Origin of the sequence: Saccharibacillus sacchari DSM 19268 (assembly GCF_000585395.1) — a bacterium.
Lineage (GTDB): Bacteria > Bacillota > Bacilli > Paenibacillales > Paenibacillaceae > Saccharibacillus > Saccharibacillus sacchari.
In genome coordinates this window covers 1,222,128-1,243,531 of sequence record NZ_KK073875.1, presented here as the reverse complement: position 1 = coordinate 1,243,531, position 21,404 = coordinate 1,222,128, and the positions used below count along the sequence as shown (strand labels likewise).

The window sequence follows — 21,404 nt, the reverse complement described above, 5'->3', positions numbered from 1 at the left end:
GAGTAATAAAAAGCCATCCTCGACGCGTGCATGCGCGTCGAGGATGGCTTTTCGGCATTCATAAAAAGGAGGAGATCAGCTGGAATCTTATTTCCCGTGCGGGCGTAACGCCGCTATCTGTAGGTCTGTAGACGAAAAAACGCCTGCGTTCCAACGCTCGTACCACTCCGACAAAACGATGGGGAGCTCTACATCCAAATCTTGTTCGAACAGACGCTCCGCCAATCGGTAATGCTCGTCCACGGCACCTTTGTCGCCTGAAAGGGCGTAAGCTTGAAGCAGGCCCAGGTGGGCATGCTCGGAGTAAGGATGGATGTCCGTCAATTTTTTATACTCGGCCGTAGCTTCGGAGATTCTTCCGTTTTCCAACAAAAATAAAGCAAGGCCCGACGCATGATGCAGCTGAATAGCCCGGAGCCGCTGTTTTTCGCCTTCCGACCAAGGGTAGTCGTAGTCGGCTAGGTAGTCGCCGATGTACAGCCCGGATAATTGCAGATGCTCCGCACTGTTTTCTTCCGTTACCGGGCCGAGCGATCGGATGCCCGATTCGAAGCGGTCCGTATCGAGCACCACTGCGTTCAAGCGCAGCGTATAGCCTTCTCCGCCGCTGGCATTCGCGATCTCGACCGGAATACCGCTTTGTTTGAGGCATTGCCGGATCTGATAGATCGTGGTGTACAGGTACGTAGATGCCTGCTTGTAAGGCGAATCCGGCCAAAAGTGCTGGATCAGCGCGTCTTTGCCGACAAAGCGTTCCCGATGGTGCAGAAGATACGCGAACGCTTCCTGGGCACGGCTGGTACGCCAGCGAAAGGCCGGAGCCGAAGCTCCGGGATTCGCGGAAGGCCGAAGCGTTTTGAAGCTGCCGATCATGAGCTCCTTAACGGACTTTTCCGAATTCTCGCTTTCCGTTCGCCTTCCGTTCAGACGGGACACGGTCTTGGCAAGCCGAGCCCGTTGAACCGGCTTGAGCACGTAATCCAGGGCATTCAGCTCAAAGGCTTCGATCGCGTAGCGGTCGTAACCCGTCACGAATACGATATCCGAATCGGGACTGGCCTGCTGAAGCAATTCCGCGGCTTGCATGCCGTTAAGGTCCGGCATGACAATATCGAGGAAAATAACGTCCGGTTGGCTTTGACGCGCCGCTTCAATCGCCGCCAACGGGTCTGTATAGGCCGTGATTTCTTCGAATTCGGGCAGCTCGCGAAGCAGCTTTTCCATATGCATTACGGCTAGCTTCTCATCGTCGATCAGCAGAGCCTTCATCATGATTGATTCACCTCTTTAGCGATTTTCCGTTTAGTCGGATGCCGTGCCGGAGAGCGGCAAGCCCGAACCCGTCAGCGGAATACGGAACGATACGGTAGTGCCCGCACCGGGCAGACTGTCGATGAGCAGACCGGAACCGTACATTCTTTTCAAGCGACGGTCGGTGTTCAAGGTTCCGATTCCTTGGCGTCCGCTGCTGACAGGAGTTAACAGGCTGTCGAGCGTTTGTTGGTCCATGCCGACCCCGTCGTCTTGAACGGTAACGGCAAGGCTTTCGCCTTCGATTCGGATATCGAGCGAGACCGAGCCTCCTTTGGAGCGGCTGAGCACACCGTGGCGAACGGCATTTTCGACAAGCGGCTGGATACAGAGGGGAGGCAGCAAGACGGATTCCGTGTCCAAGTCAGCAGCGATCGTCACCTTGGTCCGAAGCCGATCTTCAAAGCGCATGGATTCAATATACAAATAGGATTGAACCAATTCGAGCTCGCGTTCCAACGGAACCAGAGGGCGGGCGCTCCAATAATCGAAGCTGATTTTGAGATAGGAGCCGAAGGCCTCGATGGTTTCGTTCATTTTATCGATATCGATGCCGCTCAGCGCCGTGATCGAGTTCAACGCATTGAACAAAAAGTGCGGCTGGATCTGAGCCTGCAAATAGGCCGCTTCCATGCTCAAGCGTTCGCTGACCGAACGCTTGAGATCCGTGAGCGCTTTGACCCGGTAATTCAATTCCAGCGCATCCGCCGGTTTGGCGAGGTAATCGCTTGCGCCGGCAGCGAAGCCGGCATAGATATCTTCCGGACGGCTTCGGGCGGTAAGGAGCAAGATCGGCAGCTCTGCGCGGGAGTAGCGTTCCCGGATACGGGTGGATAGTTCGTATCCCGACATCTGAGGCATCATGACGTCCGCGATAATGAGGTCGCGGGGACGTTCTTCCAGCAGTTTCAACGCTTCCGCGCCGCTTAAAGCAAAATCGACTTGGTACCGTTCTTCCGGCAGCATGCTCCGAAGGGCGCGCAGATTGACCGGATCGTCATCCACTGCCAGCACTCGGGGACGCTGATCGATGTCGGTCCATCCGTCGGAATCCGGATATTCGAACGAACTTGCCGGATAGGAGGCAAGCGCCCCGTCAGCGGTGCCGGAGTCCGGCTTTCCGCTTCTCGAATCCTTCTGTATGTCATGCGCGGTTAAGGCCGAAGCTTTTTCCGCAAGACCCGCTTCCCAAGCGGATGTTTCCGCCAAAGGAAGAGAGAAAAAGAACGTAGAACCTTTTCCGGCTTCCGACTCGGCTTCAAGCTTTCCGCCGTGCAGATCGGCCAAGCTGCGACTGATTCCAAGTCCGAGGCCTATGCCTGCGGCATTCTGAAGAGAATCGCCTTGTTCGTAGTGCAGGAAAATTCGATCCAAATCTTCTTTTGCGATGCCGATTCCGCTGTCGGCAATGCTAATTTCTGCGCGGTGGCCGACAATGTTCGCCCTCACGATGACCTGACCCGAAGGCGTGAATTTAATCGCGTTATGCACCAGATTGAACAGAATTTGAGTCAGCCTCTTTTCGTCCGCATAGACGGAGGGAAAATCATCCGGAATGTCCAAGATCAGTTCCAACGGCTTGCCTGCGGTCATGTATCGAAGCATATCGAGCACGCCTGCGGCCGCGGACTGGATTTTGACCGATTCAAGGCGCAAAGAAAGCCTGTTTTCCCGGATTTGAGTGACATCCAGCAGATCGCCGAGCAGAAGGCTCATGCGGCGTCCCACTTGACCGAGCAGCTGCAAATCTTTGCGGGAACGTTCGGTCAAGGCGTCTCCTTCGATAGCCAGCACGCCGTCGGCCATATTGATCATGCCGTGCAGCGGCGTGCGCAGCTCATGCGAGGTTTGGGCAAGAAAGTCGTCTTTTGCTTTATCCGCTTTTTGCAGCCGTTCGGCGAGCGAGGCCAGTTCCCTATTGTTGCGGAAGTATCGGCCCACCGCGTACGCAACGGTTCCCAAGAAGGAAAGCAGAATATCGAAAGCGTAGAAGCCCGGTTCAACCCACCCCAAATTTTTGAAGCCGCCCCAGATCATCGTGGAAGTCATGCCGGCTGCGGCAATCAACAAGAAAATGCCGTTTCGGTCTTTTTGAAGCACGTAACGGACCAGAAGCAACGGAACCCAGATCGAAGGGAACAACGTCGCAATCGTGAAAATTCCGAATTTGGCCGAAAGCAGCACGGCTTCGATCGGAGCAACCGCGATGAACAGCCCGTAAAGGCCGGCCAAGGCGAAGTAAACGTTATATTTTCGCTGACGTGCTTTTTCCAAGCAAAAGGATACGGCGATCTTGAGCATCAGCGTCGTCATGGCTGCATACGCGAACAACGAAATCTTTTTGGCTGCGGCATAATCGAACGGCCAGACGGCAAGCAGCACTTTGTCCTCGTCCAGCGAGATACTGAATACGGCCGCGACAAGAAGCAGCGTAAACATCAAAAAGATTTTGTCTTTTCGGCTGAACAAATAAATAATGCCGATATAGATCGCGTGAAGCAGTAAAATGCCCAATGTGATCAGTTGCATTGCTACATTGTACGTACGCTCGGAATTGACCGCATTGGAAGAGCCGAACTTGATCGAACGGGCGATGCCTCCCCTGTACGCGTTCTCGAAATTCGAAGCTTCCACAATCAGGTCAATCTCTGCTGCGCGCGGAAGAGATACCAATTCGGTGTTCACCTCGGCCACATGGGAATCTGCAGTTGCGCCCGGTTGCCCTAACTGCGCTTCCAACTCCCCGTTGGCATAAATCCGAAAAGAAGTCTGGATGTCCTTGATCATTAATTTGTAGGAGCGGTCCGGCACCGGATCGAACAAAATACGAAGGCGATAGCTGCCGTAACCTTCGGGGGAACGCTTGCCCGTCTCCAGCGCTCCCTGCCAACTCCCGGGTACCCGAATAAATGAAGGATCTGCTGACCCGTAAGGATCGGTGCCGATAAATCGTTCCGGGTAAAACGTCCATTCGCCGTCCAATCGCAGCGTATGCCAGTTGTCGAGCTTCGTTCCTCTGAGATCCAATATACCTTGCGAAGCGCGCGGCGCTTCTTGCATCGAATACGGATTTGTCAAAATCAATCGAAGCCCCGACAGCATCATCAAAATAAGTAGTAGAAGCAAAAAAATCGACCATGTCGGCGATAAGCGAAACGATGTTGCGCGTAACTTGCCCGTAAAGTGTCCCATAAGTAATACTTTAATTCTGACAGGCACGGGAATCCATACTTTATTTGCCGATTCGCGAAGAATTCAAACATTTTGCCGATAAAAAAAGCCGAAAGCAGGGCATAAGCCTGCTTTTCGGCATAAAGGTTCAAAATTCGAGTCGTTTTCAACGTTGATGAATCAGGTGTCCGTAATCCGTCCGCATAAAATCCAATACTTTGTCACATATCAACTGATGGCCTTCCTTGTTGGGGTGGATGCCGTCCGAGCAGAGGAAGCGAGTGAAATCCGGATGCTCCAGGAAAGCGCCGCGCACATCGATGAATCGAGTCCCGGTTGCGGCCGATACTTTGAGAATCGTGGAATTGTAGCGCTCCTGCCACCAATAGATTTTAGTGACGCTACCCAGCCATTGCAGAATATTGCGCTGCGTTTCGGGATCGTTTTTGCTAACCCATTTAAAATAGCTCTCGGCATTCAGCGGCGGCAGGGTCATGAGAACGGGAGTGATCTGTAGGCTTTTGAGATACTCGATCGATTCGGTCAGCATCACTCTGAACTCGTCGAATCCGGTCTTCGGTCGATGATCCGCTTCCGGGTTGCGCGCAATTTCATCCCAATCGAAGTCGCAGTCGTTGCCTCCGTATTCGATCAATACGACATTAGGGCGATCTTCTAGCGCATCGCGCTTGAGATGGCCGACGCCTTTGAGCACAGTGTTGCCGAATCTGGCTGTGTTGCGGACCGGACCTTTAAGGCGGCCTTGCAACAGGGAGACGTAATTTTCTTTTAAAATCACATACTTGCTGCGAGCTTCATCGTAAATGACGCCTTTGGAGATCGAATCTCCCGACACCAGATAACGGATGCCTTCTGCGCTCGTTCCATACCGATTATCCCTATTCAATTCGTTCACCTCGCTAGCTGTGTTGGATGATTCGCTTGTCCGTACCCGGGTTGCATTCTCTCTATTTTTATTGTAAGCCTCTTGCGACATCTTAGGCAAGCAACGCGATGTTGGCTTATAACCGGTGTTTTGATTTTTTTATTTCCCACATTTTGCTATCGCATATTGAAACAAGATCCAGTATACTTGATTGGAATGCTCATATTCGGCTGCCTCATTATTGGGTCGTAGAGCCGATGTGTCCGAATTCTGGGCATATCTTGATAAGCTGGGCCGGTGTTATTGATGAACGAAAAAGAGACAATCAGCCTGGTGACGAGTTACGTCGGAAAGCTGCTGAGAACGCGCTTCGGTAAAGGCCCCGAATCCGTGAGCGTTTTCCTGAGTGAGCGATGCATCGTGTTCCATTTGCGCAATTTCATGGGACCGGTCGAAAAATTTCTGCTCACGCAGGAAGAAGAGAAAGCGTTCCGTTACACGCGCGAACTTCTGATGGAGTCGTTGCTGCCGGAATTAAGCGATTTTTTGCGAGAAAACACAGGGATGAACGTATCCGAATTTTATTACGACTGGGGCGTGCATAACGCTTCGGGCGCGATCATCGGAATGTTCGATCCTACGCCTGCCGATTCGCCTGATTATCCGGGTAAAGCAGACGTTCACGAAAAAGTGACCGAAGTGACGGCCGCGATTCAAAAGGTTCCGGAACATATCGATTCTTGGTGGGTCAATCCGCGGATGCTTGCCGTCTTTCGACAGGGTATAACCGTACTGCTGGAAAAGGAAATGGTCGAGCTCGGTTATACGGAAGTGTTAAAAGCGGCTAAGCGAAGACTTGAAAAGCGGATGCTGGAACAGGACGCCGATGCGGGAATTATTTTGAACAAGAAGCTAACGGATCTGTATGCGGATTGGGATTTCAATCTCGATCGCAGCATCGTCATTTACATATTTGAGGAATAGTACCTTTGGTATTGACCAGGTACAGATTCGACAACGTATAGGATCGGTAACGGTTCAGACTCCTTCGGGATGCGCTGATTAATCGGGCCGAAGAAGAGGTGCGCGCACCTCTTCTTCGGCCTATTTTTATGCGGAAAGGATGGTCGAAATGCGGAAAAATGCGGAATATGTGCTTTACATCGAAGACGATCGCTCCAGTATGCTGCTTATGCGTCATATTTTCAGAAAAAAACTGCCTGAACTCCAATTGCTGGAAGCCGTCACGATGGAAGAAGGCATCATGCTCATGGACCTGCATCGGCCGAGCCTGATCCTCATGGATATTCAGTTGCCCGGCATGGACGGATACGAAGGGCTTGAACGTTTGCGTTCCGATTCGAATACAGCGATGATTCCAATATGGGCAATCAGTGCCAGTGCGCTGAATGACGATGTACAGCGTGGCCTTGATGCGGGATTTCGGAAATATCTGAAAAAACCGTTGGCCATGGAAAGCTTTGTTCACCAAATCCGGGAAAGCCTGCTAGCCGCGGACGATCAGTAGCGCGGGGAGTCGATTATCGGAAGGTATCGGCGTATAATGGCGGTGAATGCTCACGTTCTGCCACACTGCCGCAGCCAAGTGCACCGGACATCACGATTCGCAAGATTTATTGAATGCGTCTGTGTACTGGATTCTGAACGCCGGGTATATCTTCGGAAAACGAATGCGGGTGCTTGAACTATGGAAAAGAAAGAAATCGTACAGTCGATTACCGGATTTGTCGGAAAATTGCTCAGAGCCCGTTTCGGTAAGGGGCCCGAAGCGCTGAGTGTTTTTCTGGATAAACAAAGTGTCGTGCTTACGCTAAATCGCTTCACCAATCCGGTCGAAGACGAACTGCTCGCCCGGGAAGACGAGAAGACCTTTCGATACACGCGCGAACTGTTGATAAAGTCGTTGGTTCCGGATATCCAGACCTTTTTTGAAGAGGAGCTTGGACTTCCGCCCATGAACTTCTTTTATGATTGGAATGTTGGGCAGGCTTCGGGAATGATTACAGGTCTGATCCGCGACGAGTCTGAAATTCTGAAAGCCGCGCAGGATTATCCGGGTCGGGAATCGGTGCACAAGCAGATCGCCGAGTTGTTGGGCAAAGTGCAAACAACGCCGGACCTTATTCTATCCTGGTGGATCGACCCGGATAACCTGTTCGTTTTCCGTAAAGGACTTGCTATCCTGCTCGAAAAAGAATTCAACGACTTGGGACAGTCCGACATTCTGAAAACCGCCAAGCGCAAGCTGGAAAAAGAATTACTATGGCAAGACGCCAGAATCGGCAATGCCTTGGGGCGGCAGATGACGGACTTGTACATCGATTGGGACTTCGACCGCGACGATAGCGTGCTCATATGTCGGTTCGGGGGGTAGGAATATCCTGTTCGGGGAGGTTTCGTGCGTGGAGGCGCTGCGGGGGAAATTCGTTCAAGACGCTGTCTCACGCAGAAAGCCTACGGCTTTCCGCGTTCAAAGGCGTCAACATCGTACTGAATGTTACCGCAGTTTTTCTTCGAAATCCTGTATTTCACTGAATTTCCCCCTCCGCTAGTACGCTCGAAAAAGCGAACAGGAATTTCTTTTTTTGGGTGGGAAAAAAGATTTTTGAATGCTAACTCAAAAGAAGAGGTAGAAAGATTTGAGTTTTGGCGAAGAGGTAGGCGGAGGGTGAAGATTCAGTGAAAGACGCCTTTGAGCCCAAGAATGTATGATTTGAATATATTCAAATCATACATTCTTGGGCGAGACAGCGGCTTGAACGAATTTTCACCCGCAGCCGGCTGCTCTTCCCAAGCGAATAGGATCTTCTACGACTCTTCCAAGACCCGGAAGGGTCTTTTTTTGATTTTTGAATTGGGGGGTCCGGTTGGTAGTCGGCTGTGATACAATGTTGTACGGTGTTCGGTCTGTAGTACCTTGTCAACGCTAAGGGTAGTAGATCGACGCCTTATTTTTTCGAAACGAAAGCCGCCGATCAAGGCAAGTTCAAAGGCGGTAGCGGAGGCAGGAGGCTTTTTATGAATCAAGTTCCTTTTATCGCGGTCGAAGGCGCGATCGGGGCGGGCAAAACCACGCTTGCTTCGATGTTGGCCGCGGAGTTGAATATGCCTTTGCTCAAAGAAATCGTCGAGGAGAATCCGTTCATGGAGAGGTTCTACCAGAACCTGGACGAGTGGAGTTTTCAGCTTGAGATGTTCTTTCTGTGCAACCGGTACAAGCAGCTCGGCGATACCGAATCCAAGTTGATCCGGCAGGGGCAGCCCGTCGTGTCGGATTATCATATTTACAAAAACCTGATTTTCTCCGAACGCACGCTCAAAGGGCGCGAACGCGAGAAGTATCGGCAGATTTATCATGTGCTGACGGACGATTTGGCGAAGCCGGATATCATCGTGTACATCAAGGCCAGCCTGGAAACGCTGCTCGCCCGAATCGCCAAACGCGGTCGTTCATTCGAACAGGATATGGATCACGCTTATCTGGAGCAGTTGATCGAAGATTACGAATCGGCCATGTCTTCGCTTGCGGTCACGGAGCCGGAGACTACGATTATCACGGTTGACGGCGATTCGACGGATTTCGTTGCGGACCCGGAACATTTTGCCCATATTGTCTCACAAGTCAAATCGCGGATCTCCAGCGGTCATCCCCGCTGATTGCCTGCTTGCCGTTTATCGGAAGTAGAGCCTATTACCATGACCGCTTAAGATGTTAGGTTACGCTCATCGGAAACCTTGGATTTAATGCGGTCAAGGTACTATTTCAAGTTATTCAAACAGAAGGAGTCTGACTTTAACGATGACACAAATCTCTATTCCCTCCGATGCCCTGATTACGGTAGCCGGTACAGTAGGCGTAGGCAAATCGACGCTGACAGCTGCTCTTGCGCAGCGCCTTGATTTCCGGACCTCGCTGGAGAAGGTTGACCATAATCCTTACCTGGAAAAGTTCTATCACGATTTCGAACGTTGGAGTTTCCATTTGCAGATTTACTTCCTCGCGGAGCGTTTTAAAGAACAAAAAGCGATCTTCGAAGCCGGCGGCGGTTTCGTGCAGGATCGCTCGATCTATGAAGATACGGGAATTTTCGCCAAAATGCACGCCGATCAAGGCACGATGTCCGCGGTCGATTACGAGACGTATTCGAGCCTGTTCGAAGCGATGGTGATGACGCCTTACTTCCCGCATCCGGATGTCCTTATTTATCTGGAAGGCAGTCTGCCCTCCATTCTCGGACGCATTACGGAGCGCGGCCGCGAGATGGAGATTCAGACCGAAGTGACGTACTGGGAAAAGATGCACGGACGTTACGCGGATTGGATCGGCAGCTTCGACGCTTGCCCGGTATTGCGTCTCAATATCGACGAATACGACGTAAACGATCCTTCTTCGTTGGATGACATCATTTCCAGAATCGGAGTCGCCATTCAAGAATCGCGCAGGGCCAAAGCAAGCTTGAACGTCTAATTCATCAGCGGAGGTGGCGGTCATGAATCTGTTTCGAATCTCGCCGTTCGTGCAGGGACGAAGCCGTATGGAGGACTTTCTGCGAGACTGTTTTGTCAGCATGGGATACCCGGGAATCGGGAATCTTGAACATGCGGACGAATCGGAGGTTTCTAAGCGGCTTAAACGGGTGTATGGATATGAAGGGACCGGATTACGGCGTGCCCTTGCAGACGTGGACATCTTCGTACAAGGCATGGAGGACGGCGATTACGTGGTCGTTTCGACTCAAGGGAATGTCTGGTTGGGCGATCTCGGCGACTATTATTACCGAGACGACTACGATAGCCCGGAAGAAGCGACTTGCCATCGGCGGGGTGTCACCTGGCTCGGCGTGCTGCCGGAATCTTCGCTGAACCCGTTGCTGCGAGACTTCGTCTCGACATCTAATGAAGCAGAAGTCGCGAATATCGCTTCTTTCCCGCTGCCGGTTGATCTGGCTGGGTTAGAATTGTTCGCGGCGCAATCGCCCGGAGGCAACGTCTCTGGCTTTGCGAATGCAGTAGAAGCTGAGTCACACGGCATACACTCTCTTCAATCTGCCGTGAATCGTTCGGGCGCGCATGCCAAAGAACGCTCGGGTGCGCAGGTGGATGAGGAGACGCTTCGTGAAGCGATTACCGTCTTGCGAGACATGCTTCGCAGCGATAATTCGGAGCTTCGTGCACGTGCGGCAATAGCGCTGTTGGAGTACGCGAAGTAACGAATTTAACGATGTCGTCGGCTTTGGCAAAAGAAAACTGGAAACCGGAAAAATTCCGGCTTTCAGTCCTTTCGACGCGCGCTGGTTTATTCCGCTGCCGCCGTGCTAAGATGAGTTGAATTGAATCAGACAAAAGAAAGTGGAGAGAGGCGTGAGAGTGTGGATTGGGATTTATTTTCATTATTTAAATCACTGATTCTGGGCTTCGTCGAAGGGATGACGGAATTTGCGCCGGTATCGTCGACCGGGCATATGATTATCGTCGACGATCTATGGTTGAAGTCGAAAGAGTTTTTGGGTTCTCCTTACGTGGCCAACACGTTCAAGGTCGTGATCCAGTTGGGCTCGATTTTGGCCGTCGTTATTTTGTTCCGCGAAAAGTTCTATGAACTGCTCGGATTGAAAGGACGGCATTCCGGCGCTCCCAAAGGCACGCCGAAACTGAACCTGCTGCATATCTTGGTCGGTCTGCTGCCTGCGACCGTACTGGGTCTGCTGTTCGACGATTACATCGACGAGCATTTGTTTTCGCTCAAAACGGTATTATGGGCGCTGGTGGCCGGAGCGATCCTGATGATCGTGGCCGACCTCGTGATGCGCCGATCGAATCGTCGGGTGATCGAGAACGTGGACGAGATTACATACGGCAAAGCGCTCTCGATGGGGCTGTTCCAATGCTTGTCGCTGTGGCCGGGTTTTTCGCGCTCCGGCGCGACGATCTCGGGCGGCGTGCTGGTCGGGATGAGCCACCGCGCTTCCGCCGATTTTACGTTCATCATGGCCGTGCCGATCATGGCGGGCGCGAGCCTGTTGTTCATCGTGAAAAACTGGGAGTACTTTACGATCGACGCGCTGCCGTACTTTATCGTCGGATTCATTAGCGCTTTCGTATTCGCGATCATCTCGATCCGTTTCTTCCTGAAGCTGATCAACCGGGTCAAGCTGATTCCGTTCGCGATCTATCGGATCGTATTGGCGGCGATCATTTACCTGGTTTGGTTCTGATCGACGAACAGCGGTATAATTGAAGCCTGTATAGCCTTAGTGGCCGTACGGGCTTTTTCTTTTAGATATCGGAAAGGAAGGGAGAAGGCGCATGACTGTCCCGCATTTGATGAAAAACCTGCTCAAAGGTCTCGTGTTCGTGCTGTACTTTCCGATCTATCTGATCCAAACGGCATTCGGCTGGTTGTGGAACAAAGTGTTGGAACCGATAACCTCCTGGCTCATGCTGCGGATCGTAATGCCGATTACGGCTTGGGTCTGGCGATTTTTGCTGGAGCCGCTGTGGCGGTGCGTGTTTGAAATTCCGGGGCGTTGGCTGTGGAAAAACCTGCTGAAGCCGCTGCTTCTTTTCATATGGAAAGGAATCGTTTATCCGTTTTTCTACTATATTCTTTATGTTCCGCTACGATTTCTCTGGGTGTATCTGCTTCGGGGTTTTTACGTGCATATTTTGAAACCGGTGCTGCGCGCTTGCGAGATTGCGGCGGTATGGATCGGGAAAATGTTGGCGGCGTTATGGCGCATGATCGTGGTTCGTCCGCTGCGCTGGCTGTGGCGAACCGTTTTTTTGCCTCCGTTATCCTGGTTGAAAAAGGAAGTGCTGAAGCCGATCGCCGATCAATTCCGTGAATGGTTCCGGTAAAATGTTTACGATTCGGATACAATTCAGCGGCCTTTTCGAAATAACGAATCTTTAAAATAAGGGTTGCAGCGGACGGGTGTTATGAGAAAAGATACAGTTTTGACGCTTTTGCGCAAAACAATAGCAAGCGGTTTAGTTTCGGGTAAAATAAGGCGAGGACGTTTTGCGAAACGTGAACATATGAGCAATTGAGGAAAACCTTGTCGATTTGTGCAACTTGTCTCGCATAGCTAACGTCTAAAGTAAAGAAGAGCGTCCGATTCGCAACGCAGAAGCGCATGACGCACCAGGAAGGGGATCATCATGAAAAATTTAAAAAGATGGATGGCGGCGCTGACTTTATTGGCTCTGTTCGTAGGAAGCTTTTCGTTTGCAGGAGCCGCGCAGGCCGCCGAAAGTACGGGGCAACTGATTATTATCAACAAAAAGACGAACAAATTGGCCTTTTTCGATAACGGCAAGCTGAATGCCACGTTCTCCGTAGCTACCGGCAAGACGAACGATTTGACGCCGGAAGGCAAATTCAAGATCGTCAACAAAATCAAAAACCGTCCTTACTATAAAGATAACATTCCGGGCGGGGATCCGAAAAATCCGCTGGGCGATCGTTGGCTCGGTCTTGAAGTAGGCAGCACGTACGGCACTACTTACGCGATCCACGGCAACAGCAACGAGAATTCGATCGGCAAATATGTGAGCGCGGGCTGCATTCGCATGCACAACGAAGAGATTCGCGGGCTGTTCGAGAAAGTCGATAAAGGCACGTACGCCGTGATCACGACTTCGAGCCTGAGCTTCGAGCAAATCGCGGCCAACAACGGTTACTCGGTCAGCGGCAGCGGCGAATTCACGGGCAGCGTGTTCGTGAACGGCAAACTGCAAAAGATGGAAGACAAGATCATGAACATCGACTCGACGCTGTACGTGCCGCTGCGCGAAGGGTTCGAGATGCTGGGCGGAACAGTGAACTGGAATGCCAAAAACATGACGGTTACCGCGACGGTCGGCAAAAAAACGATCGTTCACACCGCAAAGTCCAAGACTGCGAAAGTGAACGGCAAGTCGGTTAACATGACGGCTTCGCGCTTTGTGGGCAACAAGTTGTACGTTCCGCTGCGCGACGTGTCGAAGCTGTCGGGATATACGGTAAAATGGTATGGGAAAGAGAACGTTGTTTCTCTGATCGCGCCGAAGTAAGGGCGCTGCGCTGCGGGAGAAATTCGGTCAAAACGCTGTCTCACCCTCCGGGTTCAAAGGCGTTTTGACCTGAATTTCTCCCTCCGCTACGCTGGGACTTCGGCAGGAGAATAACATTCTCGGGTTGGTGAAAGGGAAAGAGATTTAGGGGCATTGCCCTAAATCAGATTCTGATGTGTGAATGAGAAGAAATCAGAAGAACGAAGATCAAAAGTCTCGGTTTCCACTTCGGTGGGATCGGGGCTTTTTTGATTAAGTGGATATGTACATTTATTTTCGGGAGTATGGGAAGAGGATCGGGGAATAAGTGCATATATACAGTTAATGGGTCTGGTTGTTCTGTTTTTCTGCGTATTCTCGGTGATTAACTGTATATATGTATTTAATTTTTCGGGACAGGATGTTTGGGGCGAAATAGATGGATGTATGCAGGTATTGGGTTCAGGTTTGCGGTTTGTTTAAGGTATTTTTCTTAGATGGAGGGTGAGTCGTTGAGTCGGGTCTTCTGTTTAACGGTATTTCCGAACTTGCACGAATTCGATCATCGGATGCAGGAACAGGCCGATCACGAGCAGGATCAGGAGGAAAGGCGACTGGGTACCGTAGAACCATTGTTCGCTGACGCACGCAAGAAACAGCAGGGCGAGCAGGATGTAGTAGCCGATCATGCCGCTTTTTTCGGAGATGCGCTTGCCCAACTCCTCGTCTTGGCGGATGCCGTTGTCTTCGCCTTTGCGACCCCAGGTTACAACTGAGAAGAACAGCATTAGGGTAGAGCCGATCGCGAGTATTTCGTTGAAGCCTGTAGGTTGTCCGGAGAACACTTTGTACAGCGTATAGCTGGTGATAATGATGGCGGTTGTTCCGGCAACCCAACTGAGGATGCGTTTGGTGGTCATGGTTTATTCCTTCCTTTCCGGAATGAAGCATTGCTCCATCGTAAGTCCGAGTATGCGGGCAAGGTCGAAGGCAAGCTGGAGGCCGGGATCGTATTTGTCGTTTTCGATCGCGTTGATCGTTTGACGGCTGACGTCGCATAGTTCGGCCAGGCGTCCCTGAGACAAGCCGAGTTGTTCCCGGTGTTCTTTGATACGATTTTGCATGGCAGGACCGCTTTCTATAGTAGGATCAAGAAGTGTCAAATATATTTGACACTTTGAGTATAGATAAAAAACAGAAAGGTGTAAAGACTTTTTGACACTTGAGAAGTATTTAAACCCAAATATCCGTTATCGCGTTCGAACGCATCCTGCAACTGTCTCTAGTAATTAACGCGGATATGCGTTACCGTAGAAGAATAAGCATCAGGAAGATCGTTGGTGAAAGGAGCAAAAGGGAATGAGCCGCATTGTGGAAATCAGAGGGATACGTCTGGGCGAAGGCGTACCTAAAATTTGTGTGCCGCTGACCGGACGGACGAAGGAAGAGCTGCGCGAGGAGGCCGGGCTGCTGCGTACGGTCGATTTGGATTTTGCGGAGTGGCGAGTAGACTTTTTTGAAAAGGCGGATTCGGTAGAGGCCGTACTGGGGCAGCTTGCGGAACTGCGCAATCTGCTCGGAAATATTCCGCTGATCTTTACGTTTCGCAGTGCTCGCGAAGGCGGGCAGCGTGAACTGAATGCGGAAGCATATGCCCGCTTGAATCGCGAAGCGGCTGCTTCGGGTCATGCGGACGTGATCGATATCGAGCTGTTTACCGGGGATGAGGTCGTGCGCGAATTAACGGCGGAGGTGCGTCGGCTGGGTGCCGTTTCGATCGTGTCGAATCATGATTTTAACGCGACCCCTTCGCAGGAAGAACTAGCTTCGCGGCTTCGCCTGGCACGAGAGCTTGGCGCCGATGTTCCGAAGATTGCGGTGATGCCTCGGAATCCCGGAGATGTATTGACGCTACTGGCGGTAACTTACGAGGTCAGTTCCGAGGAACACGGCCCGATCATTACGATGTCGATGGCTCAGACGGGCGTAGTGAGTCGCATCGCCGGAGGGACTTTCGGGTCTGCGTTGACTTTCGGAGCGGCGAAAAATGCCTCTGCGCCCGGACAACTGGCGGTAGCGGAGTTGAGAGTGATTTTGAACGCGCTATACGCTTAATCTTTGCCACTGCTCATACTGAGCCGGAATTCGTTCAATACAGACGGATTCCGGTTTTTATTGTTGGGTTAGGCTCATCGCAACCCTTATTTGAAATTCGGATCGGCTGCTAGGGCGTGTCTTCAAACCTCAGCAAAAGATGCACATTGGCAGGTTTGAAAACATGCCCTAGGCCGCCCTGAATTTGTGATGTTCAAAAAATAGATAAAACTTTGTGAAAAATGTTACTTTATTAAATTTAACATTGTGATATATTGAACAAAGTAAAGAGAAGACATTCATAAGGGGAGAAATTACGCATGAAAAAAGCAGCAGTAGGCATGGGCCTGGTATTGGGAGTTGCACTCTTGGCAGGATGCGGAAGCAACGACGCCGCAACGACAGAAACACCAGCAGCAACAGAAACTCCGGCGGCAACGACTGAGACTCCGGCAGCAGACGTACAAACAACGGCTTCGATTGTCAACGACAACGACGCATTCTTGAATGCAATTAGCGCGAAAGGAACTTGGATCATCGCGGTTCTGAACGACATGACGATTGATCAGGATCTGGTTCTGGACGGACAATTCGAAAATAAAGACGCGCCTGCACGTAAAATCGCGCTGTACGCGCAAGACGCCGATCGCAACGTAACCGCACGCTACACGCTGACTGCTCCAAAACTGACGGTAAACAGCGAAAACGCGCGTATTCAAGGCGGAACGTTCAAAGGCGACGTATACGTAACGGCTAACGGTTTCCAAGTCGTGGATGCTACGGTCGAAGGCAACCTGTACTTCTCGACGCAAGAACAACTGGACGCTTTCAAACTTGAAGACGGCGCGAAAGTAACAGGCGAAACGGCTGTAAAAGCGGAATAATACCTTGTCAACGCTAAAAGTCTGTTCTGAATTCTAATCATACTCCCGGATATCTCCGGTATAAGAAGCTCTGAACCGCATAGCGGTTCGGGGCTTTTTTGCATGCGTTCATTTTTTATCGCCATACTTTTGCCCTTCCGCGGCTTGCGCCGATCCTTTACAATCAAACACAATCTTAACCAAATAAAAGGAGGAACCCGAACATGACCCTAACTGATTCGGTCGTACTGTCCAACATCCAAGCCGAGCTGTCCCGGATCGAACGCGAAGAAAAAGTTCGTATCCTGTACGCCTGCGAATCCGGCAGCCGCGCATGGGGGTTTCCTTCGCAGGATAGTGATTATGACGTGCGTTTTCTATATGTGCACGAACCCGATTGGTATCTGTCCGTATTCAACCGTCGCGACGTGATCGAGCGGCCGATCAGCGATCTGCTCGACGTGAACGGCTGGGATCTGCGCAAAGCACTACGTTTATTCCGTAAAAGCAATCCACCGCTGCTTGAATGGTTGCAATCGCCGATCGTGTACAAAGATCAGCCGGAAGCGACGAATCCAATCCGCAGCTTATCCGGTCTATCCTTTTCCGCCAAAGCTTGCACGTTCCATTATCTCCACATGGCTCGCGGCAATTACCGGGACTACCTGCAAGGGGAGACGGTACACAGCAAAAAGTATTTTTATGTACTGCGCCCGCTGCTCGCCTGTGCCTGGATCGAACGTTTCGGCGATATGCCGCCTATGGAGTTCGACGCGCTCAAAGACACGATCCTGGAGCCCGGCGAACTTCGAACGGCGATCGACCGACTGCTGGAACGCAAAAAATCAGGCATCGAACTGAAAGCAGAGCCTCGAATCGGGGTTATTAATCAATATCTGGAAACTCAAATTTTTTATTATGAACAGCAAGCCCCGCGCATGCCGGATTCCGGACAGTCGGTCGACGATCGGCTCGATCCGTTATTTATTTCCGTACTGCGAGCGGCCTGGAGGGAGACGTAAATCAATATGGCTATCGTCCAACTAAGCTCGACTCATCCTGATTTTTCTTTTTTAATCCGCAAAAATCCGTCGACCGGCATGTTGATCCGTCCGATCCGCAAAGGTCTGGCCTACGGCTGGTACAGCGATCCGCAGACGTTCAACGTGTATTTCAAAGACGCGGACAACGAAGTTTCGTACAAACGCAGCGAGCTGGAAGAGTTCGAGTATCTTAACGTTTCCCGTTATAATACGCCGCTGTTTCCGCTGAACGCGATCAACGAGTTTTTCTCGCATCCGCTCAAGCCCGACGAACGGGACACGGACGGCGCCACCTCGACGCTGTTCATCAACATGGTGCATGTGGAGCGCGACCGCTACATTCACTTTTTTGCCAAGCATCTGCCGGATATTCAATTCGAACTCACGCATCTGGCTCATAAAAGTTACTCGTTGAAAATGACGACCGAGCGCAATCTTCACTATCTGCTGCACTCGGCGAGCGTATTATTTTTATTCCTGTCCATGTTCGGCAAAGAATTTCTGGACGTCAGCGATGCGGTATTGGAAAAGTATGCGCGCAGCGTGAATATCATCGACGCGCCGTTTTATATCCGCAGCCTGTTCGTCCGCAACTTCCTCGGTTCCCGATCGCGTTTCCGCAAATACGTGGGCGAGCTGGAACGGACGGACCGCTACAAGATCGCATTCGACTTCGGCGGCACGGCCTATCAGCGGCGCAGCGTCATTTCCGAGCAATTGTCTTTCGACAAATCCATTCTCGATATTGGCTGCGGCGAAGGCTTTTATGCCATTCCTTACGCGGACCGGATCAAGGACGACTACAACTATTACGCGATCGACGTGAACGAAGAAGTCTTGCAGCAGACCGTCCGCAAAGCCGAAAGCAAAGAACTCGACAACCTGGTTCCGTTCGCTTCGCTTGGGCTGTTTTTGGAAACCTACAACGGCGAGCAGGTCGACGTCATTCTCACCGAAGTCGTCGAGCATATGGGCAAAGACGAAGCGGCGGCGCTGATTCGGCAGGTGCTGGACAAGGTGGACTTTGACCGTTTCGTGATCACGACGCCGAATGCCGATTTCAACCGTTTTTACGAGCTGGAAGGCATGAGGCACGACGACCACGATTGGGAGATGGAGCAGGCCGAGTTCCGGGCTTGGATCGAACAGCTGGAAAAAGGACGCGGATTGCACACGGAATGGCTGGAGATCGGCGACCGGGTCAATGACGTGACGACGACGCAGGGCGTATTGTTCGTGCGGGAAACCAAACTTGAATCGACGGGAAAAGGAGGAGAAAACAATGAGCGAATCCACGCCTAAAACGCTGGAAATCCGCACGAAGGTGCATACGGTACTGATGTTGGTCGGCCCGACGGAATGCGGAAAAACAACCTTTGCCGAACGCGTTCTGCTGCCGAAGCTGCGTCTGAAAAACGAAGAACGCGGCCTGCAAGGCAACGTGCAGCTGCTGGCGTCCGACCGGATTCGGCAGGAGATGCTCGGGTATGATTACGACAAATACGATTCGGTGATGCTGGAGGCGAGCGAACAGACCTTTGCGCTATTGTTCGAACGCTTGAAGCTGGCCACGACGTTCCCGATCAATGCCGAATTCGTCATCGTCGATACGACGGGATTGTCCGAAGATTTCCGTCAGCAGGTACGTTCGATCGCGAAAGCCAATCATTACCGCGTGGAAGCCGTCGTGTTCGATTACCGCAAACGCAGCGACTATTACGCGTCCGAACGCTCCAAGCGGCTGATCTCGAACCATATCAACCGGCTGAAAAAAGACGTTCTGCCGGTGCTCGCGAGAGAGCAGTACGATGCGGTCCACCGGATAAAAGCGAAAGATTTCGGCGGCGTGTCCGCGCGGAAGTCCGATCCGCCGAACACCGGTTCCGAGGCCGATCTTCAATCGGACGAACCGACCGTCTACTCCGTTATCGTTGAAAATGAAGCGGAGTACGTCGACTGCATTCTGCCGCAAGGACGCGATTATATCGTAATCGGCGACGTGCATGAAAGCACGGATGCGCTTAGAGGCCTGCTGCTCGATTACGGCTGCAAGCTGGACGACGAACGGTTGGTACTGCCCGATAAATTAAAACGGACGACGTTCATCCTGGCGGGCGACTGGATCGACAAAGGCAAACGGACGCGCGATACCATCGAGTTTTTGCACGCGAACCGGGAGCATTTCCTGTTCGTCAAAGGCAACCACGAGAACTTCGTTTACAAATACATGCGCGGCGAAATCGCGGGCGTGGACGGCGAACTGTTGGACAATTACTTCGATTCGATCCCGGTTCTGCAAAAAGACGAAGCGCTGCGTGCCAAGTTTGACGAGCTGGTGGAGGCATCCCAACCGTTTTACCGCCGGGTCGGCGTAGGCGAAGGTCAGCCGTCCTTTTACGTGACCCATGCGCCGTGCGAGAACAAATACATCGGCAAGCTGGATAACTACGCGCAGCGCCACCAGCGCACGTTCCGTTTAATGCCTGATGTGCCGAAAGAAGATCAATTGTCCTTTTTGCAGCGCGACGCGGTCGGCAATAATCCGTATCATCTGTTCGGCCACGTGGCGGCGAAGCAGGCGTTTCGTATCCGCAACAAACTGCATCTGGACACGGGAGCGGCGCACGGCAATATGCTCACTTCGGTCAGCATGGGCTACAAGCCGTTTTTCAAATCGCATAAATCGGCGGTCGCCGGCGTACCGGATGAGCTGCCGACATTGTTCCGTCAGGAACGACGTGTTCAGCCGCGCGAGTTGAGCGAGGACGACGTGCGTCGATTGCGCTATATTTCGCGGCATAAAATCAATTTTATCTCGGGCACCATGTCTCCTTCGGACAAAGACATGAATGCGGAAGAACTGGAATCGCTGCGCCGCGGGCTGGATTATTTCCGGGGAAATGGCGTGAACGAAGTCATTTTGCAGCCGAAATACATGGGTTCGCGCTGTAATCTGTATCTGCATCGGACGGCGGAAGAAAGTTTCGCGGTCAGCCGCAACGGCTATAAGATCAAACAGGTCGACCTGACGGCCGTGTATGAAAAGCTGCTGGAACGTTTCGGCGAATACATGGCGCAAAACGGTATCCACATCCTGATTCTCGACGGAGAGTTGATGCCGTGGCACACGCTTGGCGAAGGTCTGATCGAGCGCCAGTTCCGTCCGATCGGCGCGGCGCTGAGCAGCGAGTTGTCATTCCTCAAAGAGCACGGCTTCGAGCAGGCGCTCGACCGCTTGAACGAGGACTACGACAATAGCGGCTTCGGGCAAGACCGGATTCACGATTCCAAAAGCAAGCTGATCGACAAATACGGCAACGGCGCTTACCAGAACTACAAATACGTGCATGAGATCCGCCAGGCTCGTATGCCGCTGGAAGCGCATGAAGAAGCTTACGCCGTGTACGACCGTCAGCTCGGACTCTATGCGGGCGAAGGCGAAGCCGAATACAAGCCGTTCGGACTGCTCAAGATCGTCTACGAAGACGGACGGGAAGAGCTTCCGGGCGAGACGCGCAAGCAGTCCGAATTGTACGCATGGCTGTCCGACGACGAAGCTTTGACGCTCGACTTGTCGGCGGCTGACGCTTACGAGCAGGCTTCCGACTTCTTCGGCAAGCTTACGCTGGATCGCGGCATGGAAGGCGTCGTCGTCAAGCCTGAGCTTCCGGCCGACGGCGTCGCGCCCAACATGAAGATCCGCAACCCGGATTATTTGACGATCGTGTACGGCTACGATTACCGTTTCCCGCACAAATACGCCAAGCTCATCAAGCAAAAAAGCATTCAACGCAAACTGCGTACTTCGATCGCGGAGCATAAGCTGGGACAGCGCATGCTGAACGTCCCGATCGACGAAATCTCGCCGGATCATACGGAATACCGCGAAGCCGCATCAGATTTGCTGTTCGAAGTGGCCGGAGAGAAAGAGATCGATCCGCGGTTGTAAGGGATACGATCAAAGTTCTTGAATCAAATCCT

19 protein-coding genes are annotated in these 21,404 nt (G+C 52.0%); 14 read left to right on the top strand and 5 right to left on the bottom strand.

The window, feature by feature from the left end; translation table 11 throughout:
* Window positions 1-87: 87 nt before the first annotated feature.
* From SACSAC_RS05475 to SACSAC_RS05465, 3 genes are all read right to left on the bottom strand, one after another.
* Window positions 88-1,272, bottom strand: a complete 1,185-nt coding sequence (locus SACSAC_RS05475) for a response regulator (RefSeq protein WP_051506893.1) — start codon at window positions 1,270-1,272, stop codon at window positions 88-90.
* Between the two features lie 30 nt (window positions 1,273-1,302).
* A complete protein-coding gene (locus SACSAC_RS05470) occupies window positions 1,303-4,395 on the bottom strand; it encodes an ATP-binding protein (RefSeq protein WP_169833748.1) in 3,093 nt (1,030 codons plus the stop codon).
* A gap of 253 nt (window positions 4,396-4,648) precedes the next feature.
* Window positions 4,649-5,389 (bottom strand): SGNH/GDSL hydrolase family protein, encoded by a 741-nt coding sequence (locus SACSAC_RS05465; RefSeq protein WP_245608583.1) that lies wholly within the window; start codon window positions 5,387-5,389, stop codon window positions 4,649-4,651.
* A 285-nt stretch (window positions 5,390-5,674) separates the two neighbouring features.
* On the opposite strand from SACSAC_RS05465, the gene SACSAC_RS05460 reads away from it, so the two are divergent.
* The 9 genes from SACSAC_RS05460 (at window position 5,675) to SACSAC_RS05420 (ending at window position 13,444) form a co-directional block, all read left to right on the top strand.
* Window positions 5,675-6,352 carry a Na-translocating system protein MpsC family protein gene (locus SACSAC_RS05460; RefSeq protein ID WP_037284268.1) on the top strand — a complete coding sequence of 226 codons (678 nt, stop codon included), beginning with the start codon at window positions 5,675-5,677 and terminating at the stop codon, window positions 6,350-6,352.
* 148 nt (window positions 6,353-6,500) lie between these two features.
* On the top strand, window positions 6,501-6,896 hold the full coding sequence (locus SACSAC_RS05455; RefSeq protein WP_037284265.1) for a response regulator: 396 nt from the start codon (window positions 6,501-6,503) through the stop codon (window positions 6,894-6,896).
* Window positions 6,897-7,076: 180 nt separating this feature from the next.
* On the top strand, window positions 7,077-7,763 hold the full coding sequence (locus tag SACSAC_RS05450) for a Na-translocating system protein MpsC family protein (RefSeq protein ID WP_037284261.1): 687 nt from the start codon (window positions 7,077-7,079) through the stop codon (window positions 7,761-7,763).
* 644 nt (window positions 7,764-8,407) lie between these two features.
* Window positions 8,408-9,046, top strand: coding sequence for a deoxynucleoside kinase (locus SACSAC_RS05445; protein ID WP_037284258.1), 639 nt, complete (start codon window positions 8,408-8,410; stop codon window positions 9,044-9,046).
* A gap of 142 nt (window positions 9,047-9,188) precedes the next feature.
* Complete coding sequence (locus SACSAC_RS05440) at window positions 9,189-9,857, top strand: deoxynucleoside kinase (RefSeq protein WP_037284255.1); 669 nt, start codon at window positions 9,189-9,191, stop codon at window positions 9,855-9,857.
* Window positions 9,858-9,879: 22 nt separating this feature from the next.
* Complete coding sequence (locus tag SACSAC_RS05435) at window positions 9,880-10,599, top strand: hypothetical protein (protein ID WP_037284253.1); 720 nt, start codon at window positions 9,880-9,882, stop codon at window positions 10,597-10,599.
* Window positions 10,600-10,758: 159 nt separating this feature from the next.
* Window positions 10,759-11,604: an undecaprenyl-diphosphate phosphatase gene (locus SACSAC_RS05430; RefSeq protein ID WP_037284249.1), complete on the top strand. Its 846-nt coding sequence runs from the start codon at window positions 10,759-10,761 to the stop codon at window positions 11,602-11,604.
* Between the two features lie 91 nt (window positions 11,605-11,695).
* Window positions 11,696-12,247 (top strand): hypothetical protein, encoded by a 552-nt coding sequence (locus SACSAC_RS05425; protein WP_037284246.1) that lies wholly within the window; start codon window positions 11,696-11,698, stop codon window positions 12,245-12,247.
* A gap of 303 nt (window positions 12,248-12,550) precedes the next feature.
* A complete protein-coding gene (locus tag SACSAC_RS05420) occupies window positions 12,551-13,444 on the top strand; it encodes a L,D-transpeptidase family protein (protein WP_037284243.1) in 894 nt (297 codons plus the stop codon).
* Window positions 13,445-13,953: 509 nt separating this feature from the next.
* Here the strand turns inward: SACSAC_RS05420 and SACSAC_RS05415 are convergent.
* Together SACSAC_RS05415 and SACSAC_RS05410 are read right to left on the bottom strand one after the other, a co-directional pair.
* Window positions 13,954-14,343 (bottom strand): hypothetical protein, encoded by a 390-nt coding sequence (locus SACSAC_RS05415; protein WP_037284240.1) that lies wholly within the window; start codon window positions 14,341-14,343, stop codon window positions 13,954-13,956.
* Window positions 14,344-14,346: 3 nt separating this feature from the next.
* Complete coding sequence (locus tag SACSAC_RS05410; RefSeq protein WP_037284238.1) at window positions 14,347-14,547, bottom strand: helix-turn-helix transcriptional regulator; 201 nt, start codon at window positions 14,545-14,547, stop codon at window positions 14,347-14,349.
* A 235-nt stretch (window positions 14,548-14,782) separates the two neighbouring features.
* Here SACSAC_RS05410 and aroD point away from each other — a divergent pair, with 235 nt between their 5' ends.
* The 5 genes from aroD (at window position 14,783) to SACSAC_RS05385 (ending at window position 21,372) form a co-directional block, all read left to right on the top strand.
* A complete protein-coding gene (gene aroD / locus SACSAC_RS05405; protein ID WP_037284234.1) occupies window positions 14,783-15,538 on the top strand; it encodes a type I 3-dehydroquinate dehydratase in 756 nt (251 codons plus the stop codon).
* Between the two features lie 299 nt (window positions 15,539-15,837).
* A complete protein-coding gene (locus tag SACSAC_RS05400) occupies window positions 15,838-16,401 on the top strand; it encodes a hypothetical protein (protein WP_037284230.1) in 564 nt (187 codons plus the stop codon).
* 203 nt (window positions 16,402-16,604) lie between these two features.
* Window positions 16,605-17,402, top strand: coding sequence for a nucleotidyltransferase domain-containing protein (locus SACSAC_RS05395; protein WP_211251329.1), 798 nt, complete (start codon window positions 16,605-16,607; stop codon window positions 17,400-17,402).
* Window positions 17,403-17,408: 6 nt separating this feature from the next.
* Complete coding sequence (locus SACSAC_RS05390; protein WP_051506891.1) at window positions 17,409-18,725, top strand: class I SAM-dependent methyltransferase; 1,317 nt, start codon at window positions 17,409-17,411, stop codon at window positions 18,723-18,725.
* Between the two features lie 4 nt (window positions 18,726-18,729).
* Window positions 18,730-21,372 carry an AAA family ATPase gene (locus tag SACSAC_RS05385; RefSeq protein WP_037292113.1) on the top strand — a complete coding sequence of 881 codons (2,643 nt, stop codon included), beginning with the start codon at window positions 18,730-18,732 and terminating at the stop codon, window positions 21,370-21,372.
* Window positions 21,373-21,404 lie beyond the last annotated feature (32 nt).

Bases quoted from the DNA above. Each gene is read 5' to 3' on its own strand.
- SACSAC_RS05425 (WP_037284246.1), top strand. From the start codon at position 11,696: ATGACTGTCCCGCATTTGATGAAAAACCTGCTCAAAGGTCTCGTGTTC.
- SACSAC_RS05455 (WP_037284265.1), top strand. From the start codon at position 6,501: ATGCGGAAAAATGCGGAATATGTGCTTTACATCGAAGACGATCGCTCC.
- SACSAC_RS05435 (WP_037284253.1), top strand. From the start codon at position 9,880: ATGAATCTGTTTCGAATCTCGCCGTTCGTGCAGGGACGAAGCCGTATG.
- SACSAC_RS05475 (WP_051506893.1), bottom strand. From the start codon at position 1,272: ATGATGAAGGCTCTGCTGATCGACGATGAGAAGCTAGCCGTAATGCAT.
- SACSAC_RS05410 (WP_037284238.1), bottom strand. From the start codon at position 14,547: ATGCAAAATCGTATCAAAGAACACCGGGAACAACTCGGCTTGTCTCAG.
- SACSAC_RS05450 (WP_037284261.1), top strand. From the start codon at position 7,077: ATGGAAAAGAAAGAAATCGTACAGTCGATTACCGGATTTGTCGGAAAA.
- SACSAC_RS05395 (WP_211251329.1), top strand. From the start codon at position 16,605: ATGACCCTAACTGATTCGGTCGTACTGTCCAACATCCAAGCCGAGCTG.
- SACSAC_RS05400 (WP_037284230.1), top strand. From the start codon at position 15,838: ATGAAAAAAGCAGCAGTAGGCATGGGCCTGGTATTGGGAGTTGCACTC.
- SACSAC_RS05420 (WP_037284243.1), top strand. From the start codon at position 12,551: ATGAAAAATTTAAAAAGATGGATGGCGGCGCTGACTTTATTGGCTCTG.
- aroD (WP_037284234.1), top strand. From the start codon at position 14,783: ATGAGCCGCATTGTGGAAATCAGAGGGATACGTCTGGGCGAAGGCGTA.
- SACSAC_RS05390 (WP_051506891.1), top strand. From the start codon at position 17,409: ATGGCTATCGTCCAACTAAGCTCGACTCATCCTGATTTTTCTTTTTTA.
- SACSAC_RS05445 (WP_037284258.1), top strand. From the start codon at position 8,408: ATGAATCAAGTTCCTTTTATCGCGGTCGAAGGCGCGATCGGGGCGGGC.
- SACSAC_RS05440 (WP_037284255.1), top strand. From the start codon at position 9,189: ATGACACAAATCTCTATTCCCTCCGATGCCCTGATTACGGTAGCCGGT.
- SACSAC_RS05460 (WP_037284268.1), top strand. From the start codon at position 5,675: ATGAACGAAAAAGAGACAATCAGCCTGGTGACGAGTTACGTCGGAAAG.
- SACSAC_RS05415 (WP_037284240.1), bottom strand. From the start codon at position 14,343: ATGACCACCAAACGCATCCTCAGTTGGGTTGCCGGAACAACCGCCATC.